We start from the raw sequence: 23327 nt of genomic DNA, 5'->3' as shown, positions 1-23327 counted from the left end.
GGAGCCTAGAAACGGATGGCCCCCAACCACGCCAACACCGGCCCCCAAGCCCGCCAACGAGCAGTCACCCCGACGGCCCCGGAACACGCCGCCGCTGGACCCCAGTAAGGCGAATATTCACTTCATGTCGCGCCAGCCACGTTCGACCTGCAGCAGCTGTTTGTAGGCCGCGGCGAGGTCCTCGGGGGTCAAGGTGGCATCGGAGGTGCGGAGCAGCCACTTGCCGTCCAGGTGCGACTCGCGCTTGACCGCGGCCGCGTCGACCCGGAGCAACCCGCCGCCGGTGCGGCGCAGATACCTGCGCAGCCGGGCTTGGTCTTCAGCGATCCGACGAACTCGTCGCGACGCCGTGCGGTCCAGGCATCGGACCCGGTGACGAGTTCCTGCAGGTGGGCGACGAGCTGGGTGCGGACCGCGGCGTCCCGGTCGGCCTGTTCGGGGTTGTGGCAGACCACGAACCGCTGCGCCCTCGCGCCGTCGTCGCCATCACCGTTGCCGCCGGGGGCGACCGCGACCTCCTTGACCCGCAGGTTCCCCGCGACGGTGCGGTAGCGGCCCGGTCGGGCCAGTGCTGCAGCGGCCTCGCCGTTGGTGTGACGCAGCTTCTCGGCGTGGATGTAGTGCCCACCACCACGGGTCAGGTAGGCCCGGTTGGCCGCGGAGGCGAAGCCGCGGTCCGCGACCCACACCATCCGGCGCATGTTCCAGCCGGCCAGGTCGTGCTTGACGGTGCGGATGATCGAGGTGTCGCCTGTGTCGCCGGAAAAGGTCCAGCACCGCACCGGGACCCCGTCGCGGGTCACCGCCATCGCGATCACCACCTGGGGCAGGTCGGTGCGGTGGTCCTTGGAGTGCCCGAACTCCCGCTTGGCCTGCTCGACCGGGCGGCTGCCGTCGTCATCGACGACCTCGGCCAGGTCGACCAGCTCGTCGGCGATGTCGAGCTCCCAATAGGTAGAGGTCGTGTCCACGAAAAGGATGTCGAGGTCGAGGTTGAGCAGGTGTGCGACCGAACCGAAGATTTCGGCGGCGATCTCGTCGAGGGCCTCGAGCAGGAACTCCATCGCGGCAATAGGGCATGTATGTCAGATGGTCTGTGTAAGTCACTCGCGGCGGTTTACTCCGCCATCCCGGCGGATGAAAATGGGGTCGGGGCCACCGCTCGTGGTGACGTCGGTCCTCTTTGGTGCCAGAGAGCCCGAGTGTAAGTCTGACGTAAAGCCGTGTCGGCACCCCGGACTGTCGCCCTTGAGCACGACGAGCAGAATCGCTTGATCGGCTTTCGATCAAGCGGTGGTCCTCCAATGGAGAGGAGGAGAGATGGAAGAGCTCGTTGATCGGTGCGCGGGCATCGACGTGGGCCAGGCCGAGGTGGTGGTGTGCGTCCGGGTTCCCGACCGGGTGACCGGGCGGCCTGCTGAACTGATCGAGACGTACGGGACAACCACGCCGGACCTGATGGAACTGCGCGACTGGATGGCCGGTCTGGGTGTGACTCACGTGGTGATGGAGTCCACCGGGGTGTACTGGAAGCCGGTGTACTACCTGCTGGAGGACGACTTCGTGGTGATGCTGGTCCACGTCAAACACGTGCCTGGCCGCAAGACCGACACCATCGATGCGGTGTGGCTGGCCCAATTGTTGGCACACGGCCTGCTGTCGGCCAGCTTCGTGCCGCCCAAGCCGATCCGGGAGCTGCGGGACCTGACGCGGTATCGCAAGGCGTTGATCAACGAGCGCGCCGCCTCGGCCAATCGGGTCCATAAGGGGTCCTTACTGGGTTCAACCGGTGGTAGCAACACCAGCTTGGTGGAGCAATCGTAGGTGCTCGTCGAGGGCCTCTGCTGGGGTCTTCCATCCGAGGCTCTTCCTGGGTCTGCTGTTGAGTGCAGCTTCGACCGCTTGTGTCTCCTCGTTGCTCCATCGCGAGATGTCGGTGCCCTTGGGGAAGTACTGGCGCAGCAGACCGTTGTGGTTCTCGTTGGTGCCGCGCTGCCAAGGGCTCTGCGGGTCGGCGAAGTAGACCGCGATCCCGGTCTCGATCTTGAACTGCGCGTGCTGGGAGAGCTCCTTGCCGCGGTCCCAGGTCAGCGTGCGTCGCAGTTGCTCGGGCAAGGTCGTCATGGTCTCGACGAGGGCCTCCTTCATGGCCACCGCGCCGTAACCACCCAACGGTGGCCCGTTCTTCGTTGGCGCCACCATCCCGTAACCCTCAGCGCGAGGAAGGTGGACCAGCATCGTGTACCTCGTGCTCCGCTCGACCAGGGTCCCGATCGCGGAGCGGTTCAACCCGATGATCAGATCTCCCTCCCAGTGCCCCGGGACTGCACGGTCCTCGACCTCGGCAGGTCGCTGACTGATCACGACATCGGCGGTGACATGGCCGCCGGGTCTGTTGCGGGTACGTGCCCTGGGCTCACGCAATGCCCGACCGGTGCGCAGACATGCAACGAGTTCGCGCTTGAGGGCGCCACGGCTCTCGATGAAGAGCGCCTGGTAGATCGTCTCGTGGCTACAGCGCATGGACTCATCATCGGGGAAGTCGATAGGAAGTCGGTTCGAGATCTGCTCCGGGCTCCAGGCCTTGCTCCAGCGGCGGTCCTGACGGTGCGGCTTTCTGCGCCCCTTCCACGGTGCGACATCGGGCCCGAGGATCTCCGCGCCGTCGGGTCCGCGGAGCACGCCGGCGAGCTTGTCCTGGACGTAGCCCTGCAGTCGCAGGTCAGCCAACAGCTTCGCAACCTTGGGACGCCGGGCGGCCATCTGGGCCTTCCACTGCGCCACCGATGCGCGATACTCCAGCTTCCCGCTGCGAGTGGCGGCGTTGCGGCGCAGCTCGCGCGAGATCGTCGAAGGATGTCGACCGAGGCGCCTGGCGGTCTCACGGACCCCAAGGCCCTGCGCCTTCAAGATCGCGATCTCTTCCCTTTCAGGAAACGACAGGTACCGGCCCGACGGCGGGGCAAGACTCAGGGGTGGCATGCCGCCACCGTGGCGGAACCATCGGGAGCCGACTGGTCCTGACACGCCCACAGCGGCGGCGGCGTCCTCGCTGCTCATGCCCTCCGCGATCCGCCGCCAGAACTCCTGCTCGACCTGCCGGGGCGGTGGAGGACGACCCGGGGACCGCATCGCTGGCCGGACCGCACGATCTGACGCCTGCTGACGACGACCCATCAAACACCTCCGTGATCATGAGGTGTTGCGACGACCGGTTGAATTCGCCCTGGATCCCCGCGTCCTTGTGAGGAAATTCAGTGAGCAGAACTGGGATGCGGTTCATGGAGGTCGCGGCCGCGACCGCGATCGAACGGCTTCTCGCAGAGCGGCTCGCGGTCAAGGACGTCATGCATCTGACCGGGCTCGACCAGGCGACGGTGCGTCGGCTGCGTCAAATCGAGACCGACGACGACGAGCCCGGGACCGAGTTTGTCACCAGCGGCGGAGTCGATACCACCGCCGAGGGTGCCGACGCCGAGGTGGCGTCATGGCGAGCCCGTCGACGGCAACGATCCATACAAGCGGCTCAAGACGGCCCTCAAGACCGATATCGACCGGGATGCCGGGGCCACGCTCGACGCCACCGACTCGCGCCCCTTCTCCAAGCCGGCTACGGGCAAGGTCGCGGCCAAGGTCATCAACGATCACGGCGACGAGGTAATGAAGCTTGAAGTGGAGTGATTGCAGCAGACGCATGCCACCCATCCCGGCACCTCCCGAGACAGCCTGCGCCAGCTGCACCGTCCTGCCCCACGCGATCACGAGGGCGGCGACCGTGCCGAGCTCCGGACTTGACCGGTGGCAAAGCCCATCCCGCGACATAGGGACCCAGCCCGCTTGTCCGGTGACGCTCGTGCGTGACGGCTCAGTGGTTCACATCCACAACGAGCTGCGGTCTCATCGACGCGCCCGTGTCATCGGCGAACTCGTCGGTGATGCGGTCGACAAGCGGCTGCAGGAAAAGGCGTCCGAGCTGCCGCACCATGATGGTGACGACCTGCTCGCCGACGGTGTGCTTCGTCGAGGCGACGCCGGCCTCCCGCAGATCGTCGACCTGCTGGGCGGAGAGCTGGCTGAGCCGGCTGACCAAGTCGACTCGCCCTGCGCTCCCATCGAGGATAGCCCGCCGCAGGTAGTCGACGATCGCTTGGTTGGCCGAGAGCATGGCGGCCACAGCACGGTCGCGTGCCGCCGTGACCTGGCCGGGCGGGCAAGGGCCGAGCGGGACGGACGCGATCGTCTGGGCGAACTGCTCGACGATCGCGAGTTCGACGGCTTCGCGCAGTGCCTCCTTCGTCCCGTAGTGGTGGACGACTAGACCGACCGTCACGCCCGCCGCGGCCGCGACCGCGCGTAGCGAGGTGGCCTCGGCGCCATTCGCCGCGAAGAGATCCAGTGCGGCGTTCCGGATCCGCGCCTTCGCCGTGAGGTCGTCCGCGCGTAGAGCCGCACTGGGCTGTCGTCGCGTCATGTCTCCTCATCCTTCTCGGTCTGCGTTCTCGGATCGGCACGAACGTACTAGTTACCTATTGCACGAACGTACCAGTTGCTATACAACTGTACAAACAGGCAGCGGCCAAAGGAGCAGTAAGTGTCGAGAACGCCAGACGCGACCGCAGTCGCGGGCGTCGGGGTCGTTTCCCTGGCCGTGAACCTCCCCGGACCCTTGGCGGTCGCCCGCCTTGCCTCGATGGGGGCGTCAGCGACCAAGGTCGAGCCGCCCTCCGGAGACCCGCTCCAAGCGGTCGCACCGAGCTGGTACGAGGAGCTCGCCGCCGGTCAGGAGGTCGTCACGCTCGACCTCAAGAGCCCAGCCGGCCGATCAGCGCTGGAGACGCGGCTCGCGGTTGCCGATGTGCTGCTGACCGCGATGCGACCCTCGGCTCTCACGCGGCTTGGGCTTGTGGATAGCGTCGAGCGGCATGGTCTCGTCCTGGTCGAGGTCGTCGGCTACGACGGAGAACGATCGGACGAGGCCGGGCATGACCTGACGTACCAGGCCGTCCAGGGCACGCTCATGCCGCCAACCATGCCCCTCGTGCCGTTTGTCGACGTGCTCGGAGCAGAGCGAGCGGTGACCGCGACACTCGCCGGGCTGCGGCGACGGACGTCAAGGAAGACGGCCGTACGCGAGCGGGTCGTGCTCGACGATGTGGCCTTCCACGCATCGGCCGCGGTGCGCCACGGCCTGACGCGTCCCGGTGACGTCCTAGGAGGGGGCCTGCCCACCTACAGCATCTACGCGACAGCCGACGGGCACGTCGCCGTCGGCGCGATCGAACCGCACTTCGCCCGCCGTCTCGCCGACGCAGTCGGGCGCACGCGTGAGGAACTGATCGCCCGCTTCGGCACCGAGTCCAGCGCCCACTGGGAGTCGCTGGGCCGTTCGCTCGACATCCCCCTCGTTGCCGTCCAAGACCCGCGTGCCGCTGTTCCTGACCCGCCCGTCCCTTTCCACAACCTCGGCTGATCCCCACCCCAACTAGGAGTCTCCCGTGCCCAGCCTCGCCCAAGTCCTCGCCCGGACTGCCAGTCGTGTTCCCCAACGGATCGCCGTCGAGTTCGGTTCGGGTTCGATGACGTACGCCGAACTCGACGCCAGCGTCAACCAGCTCGCGCGTGAGCTGACCGACCGGGGCCTGGCCAAGGGCGACCGTCTACTCCTGCTCTCGGGCAACAGCGGCGCCTTCGTCGTCGCGCTCTACGCCGGACTCCGTCTGGGCGCCATCGTCGTGCCCGTCAACCCGCGGTCGGCGCCGCCCGAGATCGACCACTTCGTCACCGACTCGGGCGCCAGTCTGCTGCTCTTCGGTCCAGAGGTCGTCGAGAACATCCAGGGGCTGGCAGGCGGCGGGGGGCGCGCAGGTAGCATCCCCGCGCTCGCGCTGGGTCGCGCAACGGGTTTCGACGACGTGCTCGCAGCCGCGGCCGTCCAGTCCGCTGAGCCGATCGACGTCGAGGTCGCGGAGGACGACGACGCGCTCATCATCTACACCTCGGGCACGACCGGTCGCCCCAAGGGTGCCCTCTTCGACCAGCACCGCATCCTGTGGGTCGGCATCAACACGGCGATTGGTTTAGGACTTCATGAGGGGGAGCGGATGTTGCACGTTGCTCCCCTGTATCACTCAGCGGCCCTCAACATGCTTCTGATCGGCGGGATGATGTATGGCGCGACGCACGTCATCCTGCCCCGCTTCGACCCGGAAACGGTGCTCGAGATGCTCGAACGCGAGCGGATCACCCAGTTCTTCGGCGTCCCGACGATGTACACGTTCCTGCTGCGCACCCCGTCGATCGCGACACGCGACCTGTCGAGCCTGCGTGTCTGCTTGTACGGCGCTGCTCCGATGCCGGCGACGACGGCTGAGGCGCTCGTGGCGGCGCTGCCGGGCGCGTCGATCATCCAGGCATGCGGCCAGACCGAGGGCGGGCCGGGGGGCATCCTCCTGCAGCATGACGAGGTGCTCGCGCGACCGAGCGCGAGCGGTCGCAGCGCCATCGCCAACACCGAGGTGCACATCGTCGACCTCGACGGCAACGACGTGGCGCCCGGCGGGGTCGGCGAGATGATCATGCGCGGCGAGACGATGATGAAGGGCTACTGGGGCAACCCCGAAGCGACGGCGGAGACCGTCCGAGACGGCTGGGTGCACACCGGCGACATCGCCAGCATCGACGAGGACGGATACATCACGCTGGTCGACCGGCTCAAGGACATGATCATCACCGGTGGCCGCAACGTCTATTCGGTCGAGGTCGAGAGCGCCCTGGCCGGTCACCCAGCGGTCGGGGACATCGCCATCGTCTCGCGACCGAACGAGGAGTACGGCGAGAGCGTCGTGGCCGTCGTGACCCCACGGGACGGTGCGACGCTCACCTTCGAGCAACTGCGCGAGTACGGCCAGCAGTGCCTCAGCAGCTACAAACTGCCCCGCGAGCTCATCATCATCGACGAGATTCCCCGCAACGCCTCCGGCAAGCTCCTCAAGCACCAGATCCGGGCGAAACTGAATGCCTGACACCCCGAGCGACCTGGGCAGTGGGTCCACCGCCAGGGCGCCGACGGCGCCGTCGACCCTGCGCCTCACCGTGGACGGACCCGTCGCCACGGTCGAGCTGACCCGGCCTGAGCGCCGCAACGCGCTGAGCCCTCACTCGGCGCAGGATCTGCTCACAGCTTTGGCCGACGTCGCGCGGGACGACGACGTTCGTGTCGTGGTGCTCACCGGCGCGGGGGGCAACTTCTGCGCCGGCGCCGACCTCATCGACCTCGACCCCGGCCGACTTGGCGAGGCCATGGTCGAGTTCAACAAGATCGTTCCTGTCCTGCGCAACTTGCCGCAGCCGGTCATCGCCAAGGTCCGTGGCGCCGCGGTCGGCGCCGGCTGCAACCTGGCCCTCGCCTGCGACTTCGTCGTCGCCGACGAGACGGCGCGGTTCACCCAGAACTTCGCCCGGCTCGGCCTGTCCATCGACCTCGGTGGCAGCTGGGTCCTGCCCCGGCTCGTCGGACTGCGGCAGGCGCGCGAGTTGGCCCTCCTCGGGGACGACCTCGACGGGCCCACCGCTGCTCAGGTCGGACTCATCGCACGCTGCGTGCCATCGGAGGAGCTCGATGACGCGGTCACCGCCCTGGCCCGACGCCTGGCCGGCTCCTCCCGCCCTGCCCAGGCACGCACCAAGCACCTCCTCGACGCCACGTGGACCGCGGCCCTCACCGAAGCGCTGGCCCGCGAAGCCGAAGCCCAGGTCGCCAACGTGTCGACGCCCGAGTTCCACCAAGCCCTGAACGCCTTCCGCACCCGCCACCAAGGAGCCCAACCATGACCCGTGAAGCAGTCATCGTCGACGCCGTCCGCACACCGGTCGGCAAGCGTGGCGGCCAGCTGCGCGACTGGCACCCCGTCGACCTGCTCGCGCACACCCTCGCCCACCTCGCCGAGCGCACCGGCCTCGACCCAGACCGACTCTCCGACGTCATCGTCGGCTGCGCCCTCCAGCGCGGTGAGCAGAGCGGCAACGTCGCCCGCAACGCCCTGCTCGGTGCGGGCCTGCCCACCGCCGTGCCCGGCACGACCCTCGACCGACAGTGCGGGTCCGGCCAACAGGCGGTCCACTTCGCGGCCCAAGCGATCAAGTCCGGCGAGTACGACTTCGCCATCGGCGCCGGCGTCGAGTCCATGAGCCGGGTCGACCTCGGTCCGCTCTTCGTCCCCGGCGGCGCCCAGGGCGACTGGTACGGCGAACGGGCCCTGGCGCGCTTTGACGGCAACCTGCCCGCCCAAGGACCATCAGTCGAGCTCGTCGCCACGAAGTGGGGTTTCACCCGTGAGCAGCTCGACACCTTCAGCGTCCAGAGCCACCGCCGCGCCGCCGCAGCGACCGACGCCGGGCACTTCGCCTCCGCGCTCGTGCCCCTCGACGGCGCGGCCAAAGACGGCTCCACCGCCCCGATGACCCGGGACGAGGGGATCCGGCTCGACATCGCCCCCGCGCGGGTCGCCGCCCTGCAGCCGGTGTTCTCCCCGGACGGCGTCATCACCGCCGGCAACGCCTCGCAGATGAGCGACGGAGCGGCCGCCCTCCTGGTCGCCGAACGCGCCGCCGCTGAGGCGGCCGGACTGCGACCGCGGGCCAGGGTCGTCTCCATGGCCGTCGCCGCGGACGACCCGGTGCTTCAATTCACGGCCATCATCCCAGCCAGTCAGAAGGCCCTGGACAAGGCCGGCCTCACCGTCGGCGACATCGACCTCGTCGAGGTCAACGAGGCATTCTCGCCGGTCCCGCTGCTGTGGTGCGAGGAGTTCGGCTACCCGGAGGACCAGCTCAACGTCAACGGCGGATCCATCGCCATCGGCCACCCGCTCGGCTCGACCGGCGCGCGCCTGCTGACCCAGCTCGTCAACGAGCTCGAGCGCCGCGAGGCCCGCTACGGCCTGCTCACCATCTGCGAGGGCGGCGGCATGGCCAACGCCACGATCATCGAACGCATCGCCTGAGGAGCAACAACATGGAGATCAGCAACCACACCTTCCTCGTCACCGGAGGCGCATCCGGGCTCGGAGGCGCGACCACCGCCGCCCTACTCGAGCGAGGCGCGCACGTCGTCGTCGCCGACCGCGCCGGGACAGCGCCCGCCGGCGCCGTCTTCGTCGAGACCGACGTCACCGACGCCGGCGCGGTGGCCCACGCGGTCGAAGTCGCCAGCCACCAGCCGGGACCGCTCTGCGGGGTGGTCAACTGCGCCGGAATCGGCGTCGCCCAAAAGGTGCTCGGCAGGTCCGGGCCGCACCAACTCGAGGACTTTATGAAGGTCCTCGATGTGAACCTCGCCGGTACGTTCAACGTGATCAGGCTCGCCGCCGCCGCGATGAGCGACGCCGAGCCTGGCCCGAGCGGCGAGCGTGGTGTGATCATCAACACCGCCTCGGCCGCCGCCTTCGACGGCCAGATCGGCCAAGCCGCCTACTCGGCCTCCAAGGGCGGAGTCGTCGCCATGACGCTCCCGATCGCCCGCGAGCTTGCGCGGTACGGGATCCGGGTGGCAACCATCGCGCCGGGGCTGTTCCTCACCCCCATGATGGGCGTGCTGCCTGAAGCCGCCAGGGAGTCGCTTGGCCAGCAGGTGCCCTTCCCGGCGCGGCTCGGCGACCCGTCCGAGTACGCCGCCCTCGCAATCCACATCATCGAAAACCAGATGGTCAACGGCGAGGTGATCCGTCTCGACGGAGCCCTGCGCATGGCCGCCCGCTGAACAGGAGACCGTCATGACTTCCCCCTTCACCACCCGCCCCCTCGTCACCGGCTACCCGTCGACCATGGGGGACGACGTCCAGCTGAACACGACCACGCTCATCCTGCACGCCGCACGCACGCATCCCGAGCGCGAGATCGTCTATCGCACCCCGGAAGGGGGCTGGGACCGCTACACCTACGCGGCGGCATACGAGCGCGTGATCCGGGGCGCAAACGCGCTGCGCGCTCTTGGCGTCCAGCCCGGGGACCGTGTCGGCGTCCTCGACTGGAACAGCCGCCGCCACTACGAGCTCTACTGGGCCATCCCGGGCCTTGCCGCCGTGTTGGTCCAGCTCAACCTCCGCCTCGGGCCAGAGGACCTGTCATTCGTGATCGACGACAGCGGCACGTCGGTCATCTGCATCGACGAGACGCTCCTGCCGGTCGCCGAGGCCGTTGCCCACCTGCTGCCCGGAGTGCGTGCATGGGTCGTGATGACCGACAAGCCGCTCTCACAGGTCGAGACCAGCCTGCCCAACCTGCACCACTACGAGGACCTCGTCGCCGCGGCCAGCCCGCACCTGGTCTGGCCGGAGATCGACGAGCGCTCCGCGTACAGCGCGTGCTACACGACCGGCACGACCGGGCGACCCAAGGGCGTCTACTACTCCCATCGGGCGATCTACCTGCACTCGTACGGCATCGCCACGAACATCGGGATGGTCCTCGACGACTGCACCATGCTCATCACTCCGATGTTCCACGGCCAGGCGTGGGGCCTTCCCCAGGCAGCGACGCTGATGGCCAACAAAATCGTCCTACCCGGCCGCTATATGGCCGAGGACACCAAACCGCTGACCGACGCGATCATCGCCGAAGGCGTCACCGTCACCAACGGCGCACCTGCAATCTTCCTGCCGATGTTGCATTACATCGAGAGCCTCGACGAGAAGCCGGACCTGTCCCGGCTGCGGATGATGTCTGGAGCCACCGAGCCGCCGCTGACGATGATGCGCGGCTTCCGAGACCTGACCGGCGCCGAGATCGTCCACGCCTACGGCGCGACCGAGACCACCCCGCTCGTGACGATGAACCGCTACAAGCCGAGCGTGCGCGAACGCCTGAGCGAGAACGAGCTCTTCGAGCTCAAGCGCAAACAGGGCCTGCCCGTCACGGGCGTCGACGTCCGGCTCATCGACGGCACCGGCAACGACGTCGCATGGGATGGCGTCACCCAGGGGGAGATCTGCATGCGAGGCCCGTGGGTCACCAGGACCTACCACAACATGCCAGAGGACGACCGAGCCGGCCGGTTCCACGACGGCTACTGGCGAAGCGGCGACGTCGGGACGATCGACGCGGATGGGTACCTGAAGGTGACCGACCGGGTCAAGGACGTCATCAAGAGCGGCGGTGAATGGATCTCCTCGATCGACATGGAGAACCTGCTCCTCAGCCACCCGGCTATCGCCGAAGCCGCGGTCGTGGGACTGGCACACCCGAAGTGGCAGGAGCGGCCCTTCGTCCTCATCGTCCCCAAGCCCGGGCAGGAGATCACCCTCGAGCAGGTCCGCAGCCACCTGTCTAGCGCATTCGCCGCGTGGCAGCTGCCCGATGCCATCGAGATCGTCGCCGAGATCCCCCGTACGAGCGTCGGCAAGTTCGACAAGAAGCAGATCCGCTCGGCATACGCCGCCGCCTACGAGGGTGAGCAGGCCGATGCCTGAGCAGCTCGTGTCCGCCGAAGCCCACGGTACGACCCTGGTTCTCACCCTTGACCGGCCCGCCGCCCTCAACGCGTTGAGCCGCACACTCGTCGACCACCTCGCTGACCGCCTCGAGGAGGCCGCCGTCGACAACGCCGTCCGCGCGGTTGTCGTGTCCGGATCGGACAAGGCATTCTGCGCTGGCGCGGACATCGGCGAGATCCCCGGCATGGTCAACGCCTCCCCGCTCGACGCGTTTCCGTTCGACCGGCTCTTCGAGACCGTGGCCTCCCTGCCCGTCCCGACGATCGCCGCGGTCCGCGGCCTCGCCTTCGGCGGCGGCTGCGAGCTCGTCCTCGCCTGCGACACCGCCGTCGCAGGGCGCTCGGCCCGCTTCGCCGTCCCCGAGGTCAAACTCGGGGTGATCCCCGGCGCCGGCGGCACCCAGCGCCTGGTCCACGCCATCGGCAAGGCCAAGGCCATGCGGATGCTCCTCACCGGCGCGCCAGTCGACGCCGAATGGGCCTACACGGCAGGCCTCGTCGCCGACCTCGTCGACGACGGCCAGGTACTCGACCGCGCGCTCGAGCTCGCCGCCCAGATCGCCGCCAACGCTCCCCGAGCCGTGGCGTATGCCGCTGACTCGGCCCGGCGGGTCCACGACCTGCCGCTTCAACAAGGACTCGCCCACGAGCGGCGCAACTTCCTCCTCGCGCTCGGCACGTCCGACGCTGAGGAAGGGATCAGCGCTTTCACCGACCGACGCACGCCCGCCTTCACCGGCAGATAAGGACGACCCGATGATCCTGGACGACTACCGGTCACCCTGGCTGACCGAGGAACTCGACGACCTGCAGCAGCTCACCCGCACCTTCCTCGACAAGGAGGTCGTGCCGAACCAAGCCCGGTGGGCCGAGCAGCACATGGTCGACCGCGACTTCTGGCGCGCGGCCGGACGCGCCGGTCTGCTGTGTATCAGCATCCCCGAGGAGTACGGCGGCGGCGGCGCCACTTTCGCACACGAAGCGATCATCGCGGCCGAGCAGGCCCACGTCGCCGACGACGCCTGGGCCAACAGCGTGCACAGCACCATCGTCGCCCACTACGTCAACGCCTTCGGCACGCAGGAGCAGAAGCTGCGCTGGCTACCCGGCATGGCCTCCGGTGAACTCGTCGCTGCGATCGCAATGACCGAACCGACCACTGGCTCGGACCTGCAACGGGTCCGCACCCGCGCCGTACGCGACGGCGACGGCTACGGCTACATCATCAACGGCTCCAAGACATTCATCTCCAACGGAACCCACTGCGACGTGCTCATCATCGTGGCCCGCACCAGCGACGAGCCCGGCGGCCGAGGCCTGTCCCTCATCGTCGCCGAGACGCAGGACCTGCCGGGCTTCGAGCGCGGCCGGGTGCTCGAGAAGATCGGCATGCACGGCCAGGACACCCGAGAGCTGGCGTTCGTGGACATGCGCGTGCCTGCCGTCAATCTCCTCGGGGGCGTCGAGGGCCGCGCCTTCCAGCAGCTCATGGAGCAGCTGCCCCAGGAACGGCTCATCATCGCCGTCACGGCGGCAGCCGCGGCTGAGACGGCTGTAAGGCACGCGATCGCCTACGCGAAAGAGCGAGAGGCCTTCGGGGAGACGCTCCTGTCGTTCCAGAACACCCGATTCGTCCTTGCCGAGTGCGCTGCTGACGCCCTCGCCGCGCGCACCCTCGTCGACAGCTGCATCACCCGGCACGTCGCCGGCGAACTGGACGCGGCCGGTGCCTCCCTCGCGAAGTTCTGGTGCACCGACATACAGAACAAGGTGGTCGATCGCTGCCTGCAGGTCTTCGGCGGCTACGGCTACATGATGGAATACCCGATCGCCCGGATGTTCGCCGCCGCCCGCGTCCAGAAGATCTACGGGGGAACGAACGAGATCATGAAGGAACTGGTGGCCAGAGCCCTATGACGTGCTCCGACGTTGAGACAACGCACCCGTGCTCCTGCCCGCTGAGGACATGCCCGTCGGGCAAGACATCGACTGCGGCCCCTATCAGGTCACGGAGAACGAGGTCGTCGAGTTCGCCTCGGCCCGGGCCCCGCAGTACGTCCACGTCGATCGCGATCTCGCCGCGCACACCGACGTCCGCGCACTGGATCGCCAGCGGTCTGCACACGGCCCGGATCATCCAAAGGGTTCGCAGCGACCGGCGTGTACCAGCGGCACGGCCTCGTCGCGGGCGAGGACATCCACGACATACGCTTCCTTCGCCGCAGCGCGCCGGTGACGTGGTGACGTGCTCGATCGTCGTCCAGCCCGTCGTGACGGTTCGGACGGGGTCCATGACATGACGACGCCAACGACACCGACCCACCGGGCGATCTCGGCCGACTCCGGCACGCACTGGACCGCGGAGGGCGCGTGGCAGGTCGCTGAGGGCATCCACCGAATCCCGCTGCCGCTGCCGATGGACGGCCTGCGGGCGGTCAACGTCTACGTCATCGACACCGATTCCGGCCCCATCCTCGTCGACGGCGGCTGGGCGATTCCCGAGGCCCGCGAACTGCTGGACCGCTGCCTGCGCTCGCTCGGCTACGGCTTCGGCGACATCGATCGGTTCCTCGTCACCCACATTCACCGCGACCACTTCACGATGGCCTCGGTTCTCGGCCGGGAGTACGGCGCCGAGGTCATACTCGGCGAGCCGGAGCGGCCCGCGCTGGAGCTGCTGCTCACTCCCGACACCAAGCGCAACCCGTTCCACGACGTCCTGGTCACCGCCGGAGCGCGTGACGTCGCCGAGGCCTGGGTTGAGGCCGGCCCAGGCGAGATGCCGGACTTGTCGATCTGGGCGCTCCCGGACAACTGGCTCGAGGGAGACCTCACGGTCGACCTGGGCACGCGGGTGCTGGACGCCGTACACACGCCCGGCCACACTCCCGGCCACTACGTGTTCGCCGAACAGGCGGCCGGGCTGCTCTTCGCCGGCGACCACGTGCTGCCGACGATCACACCGTCGATCGGTCTCACCGTGCCGCCCGCTGATGAGCCGCTCAGGGACTTCCTCACCTCGCTGGCCAAGGTACGCGCCTTGCCCGACCTCCAGCTCCTGCCTGCCCACGGGCCGATCGCGCCGTCGACCCACGCACGGGTAGACGAGCTGCTCATACACCACGAGCAGCGGCTCGAGCTCAGCCTCGCTGCCCTCGCCCGTGGTCCGTCGACCGCGAAGGGCGTCGCGACCCACCTCGGCTGGACCCGCCACGAGCACCCGTGGGACCAGCTCGACATCTTCAACCAAGGCATGGCCGCGATGGAGACTAAGGCCCACCTCGACCTCCTCGTCGCCCGCGGCCAGGCCACCGCCACCCCAACCTCCGGCGGGGTCGTCTACACCGTCAGCCCTCGCCGACCAGTTTCCATGGGCTTCCCCTCGTAGCGTGGAGCATCGCCACAAACGATGAGCCATGGCCAGGTACCGAAGTTCGACGAACTTCGAGCAGGGCGCGGTCCGGCTGGTGCTCGGAACCAGGAAACCGATCGCGCAGGTGGCCCGGGAGTTGGGGATCATCGAGGGACGTTGGGGACCTGGGTGGCCAAGGCCCAGCCGGGGAGGTCACGCGAGAACGCGCCGTTGAGCGAGTCCGAGCGCGCGGAGATGCAGCGCCTGCGCAGGGAGATCATCGATCTTCGGCCAGCGTGATGTGCCCAAGCGCTTGGTGGCCCACTGGGTGCACGAGGCGATGTGCTGGTATCCGTGGCCGGATCTATCGCCGCCCAGAGGGCGAACCACGGCGTGCTGCCGTCGGCGACTACGCGTCGGGCGTTTCTCGGCGTTCGCAGGGAAGGTTCTACGAGTGGCGCGACGGCGACCGTTCGGCGCAGGAGAGAACACCGTCGCGGCGATGATGCCCGAGCTCGGGCTGGCCGCCGGGCGTCGGCGGACCACTCGTCAGCGTCGGAATCGGTGGCGGGCACCAAACCTGGAGCGGTCGGGACTTCGGCACCGATCGGCTCAACCACAAGAGGTACGGCGACGGCACGGAGATCCCCACCGACCTGGGCAAGCTCTACCCGTCCGGGCACAGCTGGCTCAGGCACCGTCTTGGTCGATTGCCGGAAGGGGACCCGACAGCATCACCAGCACTTGGTGCGCCAGGTCCTCGGGCGTGGTCGATCCCAGTGGGTCGTACCACCGGAAAAGGCTGGTGAGCATGGTCAGGGTTAGGTTTGCCAGGACCGTGCCATCCGCTTTCGGCTCGAGTCTCTCGCTCTTGCGGTAATCATCCAGGAGCTCGGCGAAATCGCGGGTAACGGTGTGGGTCCAGGATCGGAAGGACTGGAGCGCCAGCTCCGACAACTCCGGTTGCTCACCCCAGACAGTGGCGTAGAAGACGCGTTTGCTGGACGCTGACTCGATGTGGAGCTTGACGACCGCCCGAATCTTCTCGCGGGGCGAGAGGTTGCTGGTGAGCAGGTCCTGCAACTTCTCGCTGAGCTCCTCCGTGACGTGCGCCACCATCTGGTCCAGGAGCCACAGCTTGCTCTCGATGTACTTGTAGATCGTCGGACGGGAGATCCCGGCCTCGAGGCAGATGTCGTCGATGGTCGAGCTTCGGTAGCCCTTGGTCTGGAACACGCGAGCGGCGGCTTCAATGATGTCAGCCGTGGTCGTCGCCCGTTGCCTGGCCACACGTGCTCCCTCCGGATCCGGACGGCTGCAGGCTACTCCACCGGTGTCTCGAGGCCCGTGCGGTGCTGACATAGCTCTCGAGGCGCAGAGTGAGGACCGTCTTGCCGTGCTGATTCTCCAGGCGGCCCTCCACCTCGAGTTTCGCCATGCCGTTGCGCGGGGGACAGGCGCCGTTGACACGGACCCAGCCGGTCAGGACGTCCCCAGGGAAGACCGGCCGCGGCAGCACCATCTCGCGGATCGCACGTCCCGCCACGACGGCCCAGGAGGAGTACGCCGCGTCGACGGCGAGCCGCTGGAACACTGCAAAAGTGTGGAGCCCGCTGGCGATCACACCGCCGAAAGGACCCCCGTCGCCGACGTGGATTGGAAGCGGGTCCCACCGCTGCGCGAAGGCGCGGATCTCCGACTCGGTCATGGTGACGGGGCCGAGCGAACTCAGTACGCCGACCCGCGCGGCGAGGTCTTCGGCGTACAGCAGACCGTCCTGGATCGGAGCTGGACCTGCACTGCTCATCGACGTGGGCACCTTTCTCGAACGAGGTCGTGCTCGACCTTGACGTACGTGAAGACTTGCCTAGACTAACTGATGAGTTAATCCGGCGGAAGGCGTCAACATGGCTCACTCAGCCCCCACCATCCCGGCCGCCTCGCGCGGAGCGACGTATAGCGACCTCATCGTCGAGGCGTTTGAGCGCTTCGCGGACAACGAGGCGTTCGTGCTCGGCGAACAGCGCATGACGTTCGCCGAAGCGGCCGACTCCATGAGCCGCATACAGCAGCTGCTCGTCGACCGCGGAATTTCCCATGGGTCTGGCGTGGGGGCGCTCAGTGTCAACCTCCCCGAGGTCTGGCTGACCCAGGCGGCGACCTACCTCATCGGCGGCCACTACACCGGCCTCCACCCGATGGGGTCCGTCGAGGATCACGTCTGGATCTGCGACGACGCCGAGATCGAGGTCCTCATCGTCCATCCGACATTCGCGGAGGTGGGAGCCGCTGTCGCCGAACGCTCCAAGACGGTGAAGCACCTGCTCGTGTTCGGTGAGTCCGACGCTGGGCAGGACCTGTTCGAGCTGATCGAGGGCTACGACCCGAAGCCGCTCGAGCCGGGCCCGGCCGGCCAGGAGGACCTCGCCTGGCTGCAGTACACGGGCGGGACCACCGGCACGCCGAAGGGCGTCATGCTCTCGCACCGAGCGATGGCCGAGCAGTGCAAGGCGGTGCTGACGAGCTGGCAACTCCCCGCCAAGCCCCGCTACCTGGTCGCACCGCCGATCACGCATGCCGGGGTGCTGCCGCTCTTCCCAACCCTGGCCCGCGGCGGCACGGTCATCTTGCTTCAAGGCTTCGAGCCGAAGTCCTTCGTGCAGGCGATTGAGAAGGAGCAGGCCAACTGCACCTTCGCGGTGCCGACAATGATCAACGCCCTGCTCGACCACACCACATCGGAGGACGCGGACCTGAGCTCGCTCGAGACCTTCGTTTATGGCGCAGCACCGATTTCGCCCTCCCGGCTCACCCAGGCCCTGAACCGGTTCGGGCAGAAGTTCGTCCAGTGCTATGGTCAGACTGAGTGCGTCGGCGTTACGACGAGCCTCCTACGTGAGGAGCACGACCCGGTTGGGCGTCCGGACCTGCTCAGTTCGTGCGGGCGTCCGGTCATCGGCACCACGGTGACGATCGTCGACGAAGCCGACCAGCCGGTCCCTGATGGGATTCCCGGTGAGCTCTGTGTCCGCTCGCCAGTCATCATGTCCGGCTACTGGAACCGGCCCGACTTGACCGAGGAGACTCTGCGCAATGGGTGGCTGCATACCGGGGACATGGCGATGCGTGACGAGCAGGGCTATCTCCACATCGTGGACCGCAAGAAGGACATGGTGATCTCAGGCGGGTTCAACGTCTATCCGAAGGAAGTCGAGGACGTGATCGCGGCGCATCCCGACGTCGCCGCGGTGGCGGTCGTAGGCATGCCGGACGACAAGTGGGGCGAGGCGGTCACCGCGTTCATTGTCCTCCACGAGGGAGCCGCCATCGACAAGGCCGTGCTCAAGCGGCTCGTGCGCGACGCGAAGGGCGCGCACCAGGCGCCTAAGGAGATCCACCTCGTCGACGCGCTGCCCGCCACCCTCGTCGGGAAGATCGACAAGAAGCGTCTGCGCGCCATGGGTGCAGAGATCGGCGCCGAGGGTGGGGATCGATGAGCGCAGTGACGCAAGCCGCCGTCACTCGTATCGACAAGGGCCCCGTGGCCTGGTTGTCGCTCAACCGGGCCGAAGCGATGAACGCCCTTAGCGAGCGCGTGCTCGATGCACTTGCCGCCCATCTGGCTGACATCGAGGACGAGCGGGACGTGCGTGTCGTGGTCGTCACGGCGACGGGCCGTGCCTTCTGCGCCGGCGCAGATCTCAAGGAGGTGCTGGGCCCAGACGGCAAGGTGGATCCCGTTCGACTGCTCGCCTTCGAGAAGGGGGCGGCCGAGACCTTCGCCATGCTCGCCTCGCTGCCGAAGCCAGTCATCGCTGCGCTGAACGGGATCACGATGGCGGGTGGACTGGAGCTTGCGCTGCACTGCGATCTAGTCGTCGCCTCGGCCGACGCGCGCCTCGGCGACGGCCACATCAACTACGGCCTCCTCCCCGGCGCCGGCGGCGCAGCCCGGCTGCCACGGGTGGTCGGCCCCACCCGCGCCAAGTACCTCGCCTTCACCGGTGAGCTGGTCACTGCGAAGGAGGCGCAGGCGATGGGCCTGGTCAACGAGGTCGTCCCGGCCGACCAGCTTGTGACGCGAGCCGAAGAGCTTGCCACGACGATCGCGCGGCGCAGCCCGAGCGCGTTGCGCCTGTTCAAGCAGGCGATCGACGACGGCCTCGACCAGCCGCTCGCCAGCGCCTTGCGGCTCGAGCGACTCGTCACCGCCGAGCACCTGCACAGCGGTGACGTCGACGAGGGGCTCAGAGCCTTCGCCGAGAAGCGTGCGCCGCTGTTCAAGACGACGTCGGGAGGCACCAGATGACGGACCATGACGAGCTCGCTGACTTCCGCGACAGCGTTCGCGCGTTTGCGCGCAAATCCTTCCTCGAGGGGTATCTCGAGCGCGCTCAGGGTGCCCCCTACCCGCGAGATACCCTTATGGACCTCGGAAGGAATGGGTTACTCGGCCTTTGCGTCCCCGAGGAGCAGGGAGGTCAGGGATCGGACCTGCAAGCCCTCGGCATCGCCTGCGAAGAAGTCAGCTACGCCGACGCTGCCTGCGGCTACCAGGTGTTCGCCAACAACGTCACGGCCGACCTGCTGGTCAAGTCCGCTTCGGAAGAGGCAGTCCGCCGCTGGCTCGGACCGGTGATCGCAGGGGAAGCAGTCTGTGCCATCGCACTCACCGAGCCCGCGTCCGGGTCCGACGCCCAGGCGCTGAGCGCCAAGGCCGTTCCCGTGGACGGCGGCTGGGAGCTGTCGGGTGAGAAGACCTCGATCACCCAGGGGCCCGATGCAGACCTCGCGATCATCGTCGCGCGTCAGACCGACACGGGACGCATCAGTGCGTTCGTCGTGCCCATGGACTCACCCGGCCTGTCCGGCCAGCGCTTCGCCGACCCTGGATTCCGGCCGGTCGGCCGCGGTTCGATCGCCATGGAGGGTGTCTTCGTTCCGCACTCGCACCAACTCGGTCAGGGCGGCGAGGGGTTCGCAATGATCATGAACGAGTTCGACCTGACGCGCACCCTCATCGCGTTCATGGTAGTCGGCATCGCCCAGCGGGCCATCGACCTGACCATCGAGCACATCAAGACCCGCACGAGCTTCGGCAAGCCGCTGAGCCACTACCAGGGCGTGACCTTCCCGATCGCCGAACACCTGACGTACCTCACTGCCATCCGAGCCCTGGCCACGTCCACGCTCGAGGCACGCAGCAACGCAAGGCCGCACACCGTCGAGGCGGCAATGCTCAAGTGGTGGGCACCCCAGGTCGGCTTCCAGGCGGTGCAGGACTGCATCGTGCTCCACGGCCATGTCGGCTGGTCGGAGGAGATGCCGCTGCAGGCATTGCTGCGCGACGTGTCCGGCTTCCAAATCGGTGACGGCACGCCACAGATCCAGAAGCTCATCATCGCCCGGTCCGCCATCGGCCGCGAGGTCATGGGCCGCTGAACCGGCACCGAGAACCACAACGCTCCCAGGAGAAGCCGTGAAGATAGAGAACGCCGTAGCCATCGTGACCGGTGGCGCCTCCGGCCTAGGTGAGGCCACCGCCCGCCGCCTGCTCGAGCTCGGAGCCCGGGCAGTCGCCGCGTTCGACCTCAACGACGAACGCGGAGCCGCCCTCCGCGCCGAGCTGGGGGAGCGCTACCGCTACCTTGAGGTCGACGTCAGCCAGCTCGACCAGGTCGAGATGGCCGTGGCGGCCGTCGAGTCCGAGCACAGTGCCGTCCAGGTCGTGGTGAACGCCGCCGCCGTCGCCGCCCCCGCCAAGCTCCTGTCCAGCCGCGGACCGCTGCCTATGGAGGTCTTCGACAAGGGGATCAAGGTGAACCTCTACGGCCCGATCCATGTGATGCGCAGCGTGGCCCCCGGCATGGCGGCCAGCGAGCCTACCGCCGGCGGGGAACGTGGTGTCATCATCAACGTCGCGTCCGGCGCGGCGTGGGAGGGCCAGATCGGGCAGATTGCCTACAGCGCCTCCAAAGCCGCCCTCGTCGGCCTGACGATGCCGCTGTTCCGTGAGCTCGCCCAGCACGGAATCCGTGTCATGACGGTAGCGCCCGGTGCCTTCGACACGCCGATCTACGACCAGGTCCCTCCCGCCCTGAAGGCGGAGCTCGCCGCCCAGTCGCTCTTCCCACGGCGCATGGGCGAGCCCGCGGAGTTCGCGATGTTGATCGAAGAGATCGTCCGAAACCCTATGCACAACGGCCGTTCGATCCGGCTGGACGCCGGGATGATCCTCCCGCCGAGCTGACCCGTCCTCCCATGGACCGCGACCTAGAACCAGGAGCATCGACGTGACCAACCCCGTTCCCCTGCGCGAAGGACTCTTCCGCGAGACAGCGGCAGGCCCGACCCTGCTCGCGAGCTGCTGCACCGCGTGCGGCCACACGTCGTATCCGCCCGCTCCTCGCTGCCTCGACTGCGGCAGGGAAGCGCAGGAGCCCGTGGAACTCGGCTCAGACGGCGAGCTGCTCTGCGCGACCGTCGTGCACATGGGCAACCACCGCTACCCACCTGGCTACACCGTCGGCTACGTGACCATGCCCCACGGCGTGAGGGTCTTCGCCCAACTCGCGATCTCCGCCGGCGAGGACCTTCCGGCGCCCGGCACACCGATGACGCTCGAGATCGTGCCGATGTGGCGTGAGCAGGAGCAGGACGTGCTCGCCTACCGCTTCGTCCCTGCGCCCGGAAAGGAATCCGCCCATGCGTGAGGTCTTCGTCCTCGGAGTGGGACAGAGTGACTTCGGCAAAATGCCCGAGCGCAGCATCGCCGACCTGGGAGGCCAGGCCGCCCGCGCCGCGATCGCCGACGCAGGCATCAACTCCGCCCAGATACAGGCCGTCTTCTCCTCCCGGGTCTACGACGCCATGATCACCAGCCAGACCATCATGAAGGACCTCGGCGTCACCCGCGTCGAGATGGTCAACGTCGAGAACGCGTGCGCGGGTGGATCGACAGCGATCCGCAGCCTCTACAAGGACATCGCCGCCGGCTTCGTCGACCTCGGCATCGCCATCGGTGTCGAGTCGATGACCACGAGTCCGATCGCCGGGAAGCTGATCCCGCCGGACAGGGACGACCTCGACGGTCAGCTCGGACTCAGCATGCCCGTACTGTTCGCGCTTCAGGCGCAACGTCTCATGGCGACCCACGGCGCGACACCTGAGGACTTCGCCCAGGTGTCGGTCAAGGCGCATGACTTCGGTGCCCTGAACCCGCGAGCGCAGTACCAGAAGCGCTTCACCGTCGAAGAAGTACTGGCCTCCCGGATGATCGCCGACCCCATCACGCTGCTCCAGTGCTGCCCCAACACCGACGGGGCTGCCGCCGTGGTCATGGCGTCCGCCGACGTGGCGAAGAAGTACGCCGAAGCACCGGTCCGCGTCGCTGGATCAGCGCTGATCTCGGGCGACTACGATTTCCGGCGCTCCGACATCACGACCCTCGAGCTCGGTGCGCGGGCGGCGGCCCTCGCCTACGAGCAGGCCGGTGTGGCGCCCTCCGACGTGGACGTCGTCGAGTTGCACGACGCCTTCGCGAGCGAAGAGATCGTCCACTACGAGGACCTGGGGCTGTGCGCGCGCGGTGATGGCGTGGGTCTGCTGCGCTCCGGCGCCACCTCGTTAGGCGGGCGCATCCCCGTGAACCCGAGCGGTGGGCTGCTGTCCCTCGGCCACCCGCTGGCCGCATCCGGCGTCCGGGTCATCTGCGACATCACCGACCAGCTGCGCGGGCGCAGCGGAGCCAGCCAGGTACCTGGCGCCAAGGTCGGCCTTGCCCAGATGCTGGGTGGCGTCGCCACCGGGCTGGACGCGGCAGCCGGCAGCGTCCACATCCTGACGGTCTAGCAGGTTGGAACGTAGTTCGCGAGTTGGAAGTCGTGTTATCTGCTCGATGCGTCTCGGCGGACGGTCGTGGGGATCCCTGTCGTGTGGGCACGACGACCGGGAGGCCGCCGGGTGCTCGGTCGGCTAGCTGTGTGTCCTTCCCAGTTCTCGATGCATGGCTCAACTCAACTGAACACTGGCTGGTGCACCCCGGGGGACTGCCCCCGGTTTGATTGACACCCAATCATTGTCCCGTTCAGGTTCACACAGGGCGCAGCCAGCCGCAGGCCGCCGGTACCGTGACAGGCACGGATGGCCTGCTGGGTACCCCTCGTCCCCCGACGTCGTCCCCCGATTGTTCTCGACTGTGGGAGTGAATCGCCCCGGGTTTCGTGGAGGCTCGATTACTTGGATCCAGTCCCGGTCGGGACGAGTTCTTGAGGGTAGTGCTCCGGGGGTGATGCTGGCCCAGTGGTTGCCTTCGAACTCGGCGGGCGGGACAAGTCCGAGCTCGCCGTGCAGGCGCCTGTGGTTGAACTTATGCAGGTGATCGTGTCAAGGCCCGTGTCATGACGCGTCGTGGTCGAGGCGCTCGAGGAGGCCGTCGAAGATCTTCTGTCTAGCGACTTGGCCCTTGCTCTGGGCGTCGTCGCGTTG

At 67.8% G+C, this 23327-nt stretch carries 22 protein-coding genes; 17 read left to right on the top strand and 5 right to left on the bottom strand.

The features are described from left to right. Window positions 1–188: 188 nt before the first annotated feature. Window positions 189–1064 (bottom strand): IS1634 family transposase, encoded by an 876-nt coding sequence (locus QWJ41_RS19490; protein WP_056681147.1) that lies wholly within the window; start codon window positions 1062–1064, stop codon window positions 189–191. A gap of 256 nt (window positions 1065–1320) precedes the next feature. Here QWJ41_RS19490 and QWJ41_RS19485 point away from each other — a divergent pair, with 256 nt between their 5' ends. Then, a complete protein-coding gene (locus tag QWJ41_RS19485; protein WP_056681150.1) occupies window positions 1321–1824 on the top strand; it encodes an IS110 family transposase in 504 nt (167 codons plus the stop codon). On the opposite strand, the gene QWJ41_RS19480 is transcribed toward QWJ41_RS19485, so the two are convergent. After that, window positions 1783–3177, bottom strand: coding sequence for an IS30 family transposase (locus QWJ41_RS19480; RefSeq protein WP_302710113.1), 1395 nt, complete (start codon window positions 3175–3177; stop codon window positions 1783–1785). The two genes, QWJ41_RS19485 and QWJ41_RS19480, sit on opposite strands and share 42 nt — an antisense overlap. Window positions 3178–3465: 288 nt before the next feature. On the opposite strand from QWJ41_RS19480, the gene QWJ41_RS19475 reads away from it, so the two are divergent. Beyond that, window positions 3466–3681, top strand: a complete 216-nt coding sequence (locus QWJ41_RS19475) for a hypothetical protein (protein WP_056675100.1) — start codon at window positions 3466–3468, stop codon at window positions 3679–3681. 184 nt (window positions 3682–3865) lie between these two features. On the opposite strand, the gene QWJ41_RS19470 is transcribed toward QWJ41_RS19475, so the two are convergent. Next, window positions 3866–4471, bottom strand: coding sequence for a TetR/AcrR family transcriptional regulator (locus QWJ41_RS19470; RefSeq protein WP_056675103.1), 606 nt, complete (start codon window positions 4469–4471; stop codon window positions 3866–3868). 120 nt (window positions 4472–4591) lie between these two features. Here QWJ41_RS19470 and QWJ41_RS19465 point away from each other — a divergent pair, with 120 nt between their 5' ends. From QWJ41_RS19465 to QWJ41_RS19425, 9 genes are all read left to right on the top strand, one after another. After that, entirely contained in the window at window positions 4592–5470 is an 879-nt protein-coding gene (locus tag QWJ41_RS19465) for a CoA transferase (protein WP_056675105.1), read from the top strand. Between the two features lie 25 nt (window positions 5471–5495). Further along, window positions 5496–7022, top strand: a complete 1527-nt coding sequence (locus QWJ41_RS19460; protein ID WP_056675107.1) for a class I adenylate-forming enzyme family protein — start codon at window positions 5496–5498, stop codon at window positions 7020–7022. Next, window positions 7015–7830 carry an enoyl-CoA hydratase/isomerase family protein gene (locus tag QWJ41_RS19455; protein ID WP_056675110.1) on the top strand — a complete coding sequence of 272 codons (816 nt, stop codon included), beginning with the start codon at window positions 7015–7017 and terminating at the stop codon, window positions 7828–7830. The genes QWJ41_RS19460 and QWJ41_RS19455 overlap by 8 nt, the downstream gene beginning before the upstream one ends. Next, window positions 7827–9002 (top strand): thiolase family protein, encoded by a 1176-nt coding sequence (locus QWJ41_RS19450; protein WP_056675113.1) that lies wholly within the window; start codon window positions 7827–7829, stop codon window positions 9000–9002. The genes QWJ41_RS19455 and QWJ41_RS19450 overlap by 4 nt, the downstream gene beginning before the upstream one ends. Window positions 9003–9013: 11 nt before the next feature. After that, the gene (locus QWJ41_RS19445) at window positions 9014–9757 is read left to right on the top strand and encodes an SDR family NAD(P)-dependent oxidoreductase (RefSeq protein ID WP_056675119.1); all 744 of its coding nucleotides are present in this window, start codon (window positions 9014–9016) and stop codon (window positions 9755–9757) included. Window positions 9758–9770: 13 nt separating this feature from the next. Further along, window positions 9771–11465: a long-chain-fatty-acid--CoA ligase gene (locus QWJ41_RS19440; RefSeq protein WP_056675121.1), complete on the top strand. Its 1695-nt coding sequence runs from the start codon at window positions 9771–9773 to the stop codon at window positions 11463–11465. After that, a complete protein-coding gene (locus QWJ41_RS19435; protein WP_056675125.1) occupies window positions 11458–12234 on the top strand; it encodes an enoyl-CoA hydratase-related protein in 777 nt (258 codons plus the stop codon). The genes QWJ41_RS19440 and QWJ41_RS19435 overlap by 8 nt, the downstream gene beginning before the upstream one ends. 10 nt (window positions 12235–12244) lie before the next feature. After that, window positions 12245–13405, top strand: coding sequence for an acyl-CoA dehydrogenase family protein (locus tag QWJ41_RS19430; RefSeq protein ID WP_056675128.1), 1161 nt, complete (start codon window positions 12245–12247; stop codon window positions 13403–13405). A gap of 379 nt (window positions 13406–13784) precedes the next feature. Next, the gene (locus QWJ41_RS19425) at window positions 13785–14876 is read left to right on the top strand and encodes an MBL fold metallo-hydrolase (RefSeq protein ID WP_056675134.1); all 1092 of its coding nucleotides are present in this window, start codon (window positions 13785–13787) and stop codon (window positions 14874–14876) included. A 654-nt stretch (window positions 14877–15530) separates the two neighbouring features. On the opposite strand, the gene QWJ41_RS19420 is transcribed toward QWJ41_RS19425, so the two are convergent. Together QWJ41_RS19420 and QWJ41_RS19415 are read right to left on the bottom strand one after the other, a co-directional pair. Then, entirely contained in the window at window positions 15531–16130 is a 600-nt protein-coding gene (locus QWJ41_RS19420; RefSeq protein ID WP_302710109.1) for a TetR/AcrR family transcriptional regulator, read from the bottom strand. Then, complete coding sequence (locus tag QWJ41_RS19415) at window positions 16099–16647, bottom strand: MaoC/PaaZ C-terminal domain-containing protein (protein ID WP_056675141.1); 549 nt, start codon at window positions 16645–16647, stop codon at window positions 16099–16101. The genes QWJ41_RS19420 and QWJ41_RS19415 overlap by 32 nt, the downstream gene beginning before the upstream one ends. 100 nt (window positions 16648–16747) lie before the next feature. Between QWJ41_RS19415 and QWJ41_RS19410 the strand changes: the two genes are divergently transcribed. The 6 genes from QWJ41_RS19410 to QWJ41_RS19385 are packed head-to-tail and all read left to right on the top strand — an operon-like array spanning window position 16748 to window position 22691. Beyond that, window positions 16748–18337 (top strand): AMP-binding protein, encoded by a 1590-nt coding sequence (locus tag QWJ41_RS19410; protein WP_056675143.1) that lies wholly within the window; start codon window positions 16748–16750, stop codon window positions 18335–18337. Next, entirely contained in the window at window positions 18334–19149 is an 816-nt protein-coding gene (locus QWJ41_RS19405) for an enoyl-CoA hydratase/isomerase family protein (protein ID WP_056675146.1), read from the top strand. The genes QWJ41_RS19410 and QWJ41_RS19405 overlap by 4 nt, the downstream gene beginning before the upstream one ends. Continuing rightward, window positions 19146–20282 (top strand): acyl-CoA dehydrogenase family protein, encoded by a 1137-nt coding sequence (locus QWJ41_RS19400; RefSeq protein ID WP_082563434.1) that lies wholly within the window; start codon window positions 19146–19148, stop codon window positions 20280–20282. The genes QWJ41_RS19405 and QWJ41_RS19400 overlap by 4 nt, the downstream gene beginning before the upstream one ends. Before the next feature lie 37 nt (window positions 20283–20319). Then, complete coding sequence (locus tag QWJ41_RS19395; protein ID WP_056675152.1) at window positions 20320–21090, top strand: SDR family NAD(P)-dependent oxidoreductase; 771 nt, start codon at window positions 20320–20322, stop codon at window positions 21088–21090. Window positions 21091–21133: 43 nt separating this feature from the next. Further along, a complete protein-coding gene (locus QWJ41_RS19390; RefSeq protein WP_162250900.1) occupies window positions 21134–21553 on the top strand; it encodes a Zn-ribbon domain-containing OB-fold protein in 420 nt (139 codons plus the stop codon). After that, entirely contained in the window at window positions 21546–22691 is a 1146-nt protein-coding gene (locus QWJ41_RS19385) for a thiolase family protein (RefSeq protein ID WP_056675159.1), read from the top strand. The genes QWJ41_RS19390 and QWJ41_RS19385 overlap by 8 nt, the downstream gene beginning before the upstream one ends. Window positions 22692–23327 lie beyond the last annotated feature (636 nt).

This window comes from Nocardioides cremeus (genome assembly GCF_030518195.1).
In the GTDB taxonomy this organism is placed as follows: Bacteria; Actinomycetota; Actinomycetes; order Propionibacteriales; family Nocardioidaceae; genus Nocardioides; species Nocardioides cremeus.
Note: the sequence above shows the minus strand (reverse complement) of the source record. Positions and strands in the feature narration are given on the sequence as shown.

Bases quoted from the DNA above. Each gene is read 5' to 3' on its own strand.
- QWJ41_RS19490 (WP_056681147.1), bottom strand. From the start codon at position 1,064: ATGGAGTTCCTGCTCGAGGCCCTCGACGAGATCGCCGCCGAAATCTTC.
- QWJ41_RS19485 (WP_056681150.1), top strand. From the start codon at position 1,321: ATGGAAGAGCTCGTTGATCGGTGCGCGGGCATCGACGTGGGCCAGGCC.
- QWJ41_RS19480 (WP_302710113.1), bottom strand. From the start codon at position 3,177: ATGGGTCGTCGTCAGCAGGCGTCAGATCGTGCGGTCCGGCCAGCGATG.
- QWJ41_RS19470 (WP_056675103.1), bottom strand. From the start codon at position 4,471: ATGACGCGACGACAGCCCAGTGCGGCTCTACGCGCGGACGACCTCACG.
- QWJ41_RS19455 (WP_056675110.1), top strand. From the start codon at position 7,015: ATGCCTGACACCCCGAGCGACCTGGGCAGTGGGTCCACCGCCAGGGCG.
- QWJ41_RS19450 (WP_056675113.1), top strand. From the start codon at position 7,827: ATGACCCGTGAAGCAGTCATCGTCGACGCCGTCCGCACACCGGTCGGC.
- QWJ41_RS19445 (WP_056675119.1), top strand. From the start codon at position 9,014: ATGGAGATCAGCAACCACACCTTCCTCGTCACCGGAGGCGCATCCGGG.
- QWJ41_RS19440 (WP_056675121.1), top strand. From the start codon at position 9,771: ATGACTTCCCCCTTCACCACCCGCCCCCTCGTCACCGGCTACCCGTCG.
- QWJ41_RS19435 (WP_056675125.1), top strand. From the start codon at position 11,458: ATGCCTGAGCAGCTCGTGTCCGCCGAAGCCCACGGTACGACCCTGGTT.
- QWJ41_RS19430 (WP_056675128.1), top strand. From the start codon at position 12,245: ATGATCCTGGACGACTACCGGTCACCCTGGCTGACCGAGGAACTCGAC.
- QWJ41_RS19425 (WP_056675134.1), top strand. From the start codon at position 13,785: ATGACGACGCCAACGACACCGACCCACCGGGCGATCTCGGCCGACTCC.
- QWJ41_RS19415 (WP_056675141.1), bottom strand. From the start codon at position 16,647: ATGAGCAGTGCAGGTCCAGCTCCGATCCAGGACGGTCTGCTGTACGCC.
- QWJ41_RS19410 (WP_056675143.1), top strand. From the start codon at position 16,748: ATGGCTCACTCAGCCCCCACCATCCCGGCCGCCTCGCGCGGAGCGACG.
- QWJ41_RS19405 (WP_056675146.1), top strand. From the start codon at position 18,334: ATGAGCGCAGTGACGCAAGCCGCCGTCACTCGTATCGACAAGGGCCCC.
- QWJ41_RS19400 (WP_082563434.1), top strand. From the start codon at position 19,146: ATGACGGACCATGACGAGCTCGCTGACTTCCGCGACAGCGTTCGCGCG.
- QWJ41_RS19385 (WP_056675159.1), top strand. From the start codon at position 21,546: ATGCGTGAGGTCTTCGTCCTCGGAGTGGGACAGAGTGACTTCGGCAAA.